The sequence below is a fragment of the Pseudomonas sp. P4_D7 genome (genome assembly GCF_056401755.1).
Window position 1 is genome coordinate 1 of record NZ_JBFUIR010000109.1, and the last position, 3,891, is coordinate 3,891.

General features: G+C 52.4%; 7 protein-coding genes. All 7 read right to left on the reverse strand.

Annotated features, from left to right (window positions below; all coding sequences use genetic code 11):
• Positions 1 to 221: sugar phosphate nucleotidyltransferase (locus AC1DVF_RS28560; RefSeq protein ID WP_477783553.1), on the reverse strand; the 221-nt coding region annotated here is incomplete at its 3' end.
• Positions 218 to 1,111, reverse strand: coding sequence for a dTDP-4-dehydrorhamnose reductase (gene rfbD / locus AC1DVF_RS28565; RefSeq protein WP_477783554.1), 894 nt, complete (start codon positions 1,109 to 1,111; stop codon positions 218 to 220). The genes rfbD and AC1DVF_RS28560, both read right to left, overlap by 4 nt.
• Positions 1,108 to 2,184 (reverse strand): dTDP-glucose 4,6-dehydratase, encoded by a 1,077-nt coding sequence (gene rfbB / locus AC1DVF_RS28570; RefSeq protein ID WP_477783555.1) that lies wholly within the window; start codon positions 2,182 to 2,184, stop codon positions 1,108 to 1,110. Before rfbB ends, rfbD begins: the two co-directional genes overlap by 4 nt.
• Positions 2,185 to 2,407: 223 nt before the next feature.
• On the reverse strand, positions 2,408 to 2,647 hold the full coding sequence (locus tag AC1DVF_RS28575) for a lipopolysaccharide assembly protein LapA domain-containing protein (RefSeq protein WP_093435289.1): 240 nt from the start codon (positions 2,645 to 2,647) through the stop codon (positions 2,408 to 2,410).
• A gap of 30 nt (positions 2,648 to 2,677) precedes the next feature.
• Positions 2,678 to 2,974 (reverse strand): integration host factor subunit beta, encoded by a 297-nt coding sequence (gene ihfB / locus AC1DVF_RS28580; protein ID WP_003189779.1) that lies wholly within the window; start codon positions 2,972 to 2,974, stop codon positions 2,678 to 2,680.
• A gap of 152 nt (positions 2,975 to 3,126) precedes the next feature.
• Entirely contained in the window at positions 3,127 to 3,405 is a 279-nt protein-coding gene (locus AC1DVF_RS28585) for a hypothetical protein (protein ID WP_460129727.1), read from the reverse strand.
• 205 nt (positions 3,406 to 3,610) lie between these two features.
• Positions 3,611 to 3,891: S1 RNA-binding domain-containing protein (locus tag AC1DVF_RS28590; RefSeq protein WP_477783556.1), on the reverse strand; the 281-nt coding region annotated here is incomplete at its 5' end.

Here is a 3,891-nt window from a genome sequence, read left to right on the forward strand (position 1 = left end):
CTGCCATCACCAAGTAACTTGCGAAATAGCGGCAAATCTTCAGGTGTGGAGATAATCAAAATTTCCCGCATGCCAGCGAGCATCAGCACTGACAGCGGATAGAAAATCATCGGCTTGTCGTAGATCGGCAACATCTGTTTCGACACACCCAGAGTCAACGGATGCAGACGTGTGCCCGAACCGCCAGCGAGAATGATGCCTTTACGATTTGTCGTGGTCATTTATTCAGAACTTCCCTAAGCATTCGGGTTACACCACTTTGCCAATCCGGCAAGTGTAGAGAAAAATTATCGCGCAGCTTCTGAGTATTCAAGCGCGAGTTCAGAGGGCGTTGCGCAGGTGTTGGATAAGCAGTTGTTTCGATCGGATTGACAGTCGTCACAGCCAACTCCTCGCCTTGGGCTTTTGCGAAGTCAATGACAAGACTTGCATATCCATGCCAAGAGACTTCGCCTGCAGCGGCCAAGTGATAGAGGCCAGCCAACTCTGGCCGCTTGATAACTTGCTGAATAGCCAACGCCGTAACGTCAGCGATCAGATCCGCACCTGTAGGAGCACCGATCTGATCTGCGATAACGCTCAACGTTTCGCGATCTTTCGCCAACCGCAGCATGGTCTTTGCGAAGTTGTTGCCGCGGGCACCGTAAACCCAACTGGTGCGGAAGATCAGATGCTTGCAACCCGACGCGATAATTGCCTGTTCGCCGGCGAGCTTGCTCGAGCCGTAGTAATTCACTGGCGCAACAGTGTCCGTCTCCTGCCATGGGGTAGTGCCCAGGCCACTGAAAACATAATCCGTTGAATAATGAACTAGCCAAGCGCCTGAGGTTGCCGCTTCCTCGGCAATGACAGCGCTTGCAAGGCCGTTTACGCGATCGGCCAACTCGGTTTCCGACTCAGCTTTGTCAACCGCCGTATAGGCAGCAGCATTCACGATAACGTCGGGCTTTACCTGACGAATCGTTGTGCGCAAAGATTCAAGATTGGACAGATCTCCGCTCAGACCATCAACGGAATGACGATCAAGAGCGACTAGCTCTCCAAGTGGAGCCAGCGAGCGTTGCAGCTCCCAGCCCACTTGACCGTTCTTTCCGAGAAGTAGGATCTTCATACTTTGCTCGATCGATCTGCGTAGTTCTGGTCAATCCACTGCTGATAGCTGCCGCTCTTGACGTGCTCTACCCATTCGGTGTTACTCAGATACCACTCGACAGTCTTGCGAATACCGGTTTCAAAAGTCTCCTCCGGCGTCCAACCCAGCTCACGCTGAATCTTGCTCGCATCGATTGCATAACGCACGTCATGCCCTGGACGATCCTGAACATAGGTAATCAGGCTGGCATGCGGACGATGGGCCGAATCAGGGCGCAACTCATCGAGCAACGCACACAGGGCATGCACCACTTCGATGTTTTGTTTTTCGTTATGACCGCCGATGTTGTAAGTCTCACCAATTACACCTTCGGTGACGACTTTGTACAACGCCCGAGCGTGATCTTCTACATACAGCCAGTCACGAACCTGGTTGCCTTTGCCATAAACCGGCAGCGGCTTGCCCTCCAGTGCATTGAGAATGATCAGCGGGATCAACTTCTCAGGGAAGTGGCACGGGCCGTAGTTGTTCGAGCAGTTGGTCACCAGAGTAGGCAAGCCGWATGTACGAGCCCAGGCCCGAACCAGGTGATCGGAACTAGCTTTACTGGCCGAGTACGGCGAGCTTGGCTGATACGGCGTGGTTTCGGTGAAGAGGTCTTCCGGACCTTCGAGGTCTCCGTAAACTTCATCAGTCGAAATGTGGTGGAAGCGAAAACTGGCTTTACGCGCATCATCCAGCGCAGCCCAGTAGTGGCGGGCAGCTTCAAGCAGCGTGTACGTGCCGATGATATTGGTCTGGATAAACTCGGACGGACCAGAGATCGAGCGATCGACGTGGGATTCTGCGGCCAAGTGCATGATTGCATCTGGTTGGTGTTCACGCAGGACACGGTCGATCTGATCACGATCACAGATATCGACGCGTTCAAATGCATAGCGCGAATTCTGGCTGACTTCTGCCAGTGACTCCAGATTACCGGCGTAAGTCAGCTTATCGACGTTAACGACAGCATCGGACGTATTGGAGATGATGTGACGGATGACTGCCGAGCCAATAAAGCCGGCGCCGCCGGTAACTAGAATTTTCACGCGAAACGATACCCTTGAGCTGCGGATAGCGCTGCCACTGAGCGCCATCTAATCCATGAATGCAGAGGCCAGTCGCAATTGGCATCCGTCAGAGTCAGTCTGAATCGTCATGCAATAAGGCACGATCGAACAAGGGGAGCATTTTACAGCTTAATGATGGTTTTACTAATGGATAAAGACAGACTGAGGCGCAATTTCGACAGATGCCCTGCGCCTGTCGTTTTCAGACCAGTCGCTTGCGTGCGGCTCTGGACGAACGCCCCAGAAACCAGCCCAATACAGGGCCGATCAACATGCCGATCAACAGTGCTAACACTGCAACTAGCGACACTGGCAACTGCGGGCCGGAAAAACCTAGAAACAAAAGCGAAACCGACTGCTGATTCTCAAGCACAAACGCCAGAACAATCAGAACCATCAGCAGAAGAAATACGCCAAGCAGTATGCGTTTCAGGTTACGCATTCACGCCCCCTCGAATTTGAATAGCGAAGATCAAACCCCCTCCTCCTCTTCCTCATTCACCCGATCACGCAACTCCTTACCCGGCTTGAAGTGCGGTACGAATTTACCGTCAAGGCTGACAGACTGGCCAGTCTTTGGATTGCGGCCAACACGAGGCGCACGGTAGTGCAGAGAGAAGCTGCCAAACCCACGGATCTCGATACGATCACCGGTAGCCAGACATTGGGACATTTGCTCAAGCATGGTCTTGATGGCCAGCTCCACATCCTTGGATGAGAGCAGCCCTTGATGGGTGACAATTCGTTCGATCAACTCCGACTTCGTCATATTTTTCCCTTCTTTTTCAAGCAGCTAGATCAGCGCTTGAAAGGTTTTAGCACGCCCGGAAGATTTTGAACAGCCCAGGGATTGACATATCTTCCTACGCATCGAAACGCCCGTTTTCAGGGCATTACAGCAACAAACAGGGCACAGCATGCTTAACGACATATCACCAGCATGGTGCGTGTCACGTAGCCTGCCGGGTTGAAGCCAAAAGGAAACTCATCATCATCCTTGGCATCATCTGATCGCGTGATCACTTTGTAGCCCGCGCCCTTACACTCCTTAGCCGCGCGCTTCTGGCATTTCTCCCAGCCAGAGCCCAACCCGGAGCAATCGACCTCTATACCACTGACGCCACGCACCGCATGGGTTTTGGCACTGGTCGTACAGCCAGCCAAAACCAAGACAGCAATGAGGACAATAAACTTGTTCATCCACTTCCTTATGCCAGGCAACTGCCCGACGACTACACGCTTAAGACCAAGCTTAGTCGTGAATAGGCGATTGATCCGATTAAAGAAACAGACCACCCAGAAGCGAGATTGGTTTCACCAAAATCCTCACACAAGCCACGGAGCACCAAATCGCAGACACAAAAAAGGGCGACCGAAGTCGCCCTTTTTCACGATCAAGCAGAACTTAGTTCTGTTTGGCCATTGCTTGCTTCAGCAGCGCAGCCATAGTGGTATCGGTTTTGTCTTCCGGAGCGGTTTCTTTCAGGCTCTGGATAGCTTCTTTCTCTTCAGCATCGTCTTTCGATTTGATCGACAGCTGAATTACACGGCTCTTACGATCAACGCTGATGATCTTGGCTTCTACTTCCTGGCCTTCTTTCAGAACGTTGCGCGCTTCTTCATCGCGGTCACGGCTGATCTCGGAGGCTTTCAGAGTCGCTTCGATATCGTCGGCCAGAACGATGT

Coding starts and splice junctions, on each gene's coding strand:
- rfbD (WP_477783554.1), bottom strand. CDS start 1,111: ATGAAGATCCTACTTCTCGGAAAGAACGGTCAAGTGGGCTGGGAGCTG.
- AC1DVF_RS28575 (WP_093435289.1), bottom strand. CDS start 2,647: ATGCGTAACCTGAAACGCATACTGCTTGGCGTATTTCTTCTGCTGATG.
- ihfB (WP_003189779.1), bottom strand. CDS start 2,974: ATGACGAAGTCGGAGTTGATCGAACGAATTGTCACCCATCAAGGGCTG.
- AC1DVF_RS28585 (WP_460129727.1), bottom strand. CDS start 3,405: ATGAACAAGTTTATTGTCCTCATTGCTGTCTTGGTTTTGGCTGGCTGT.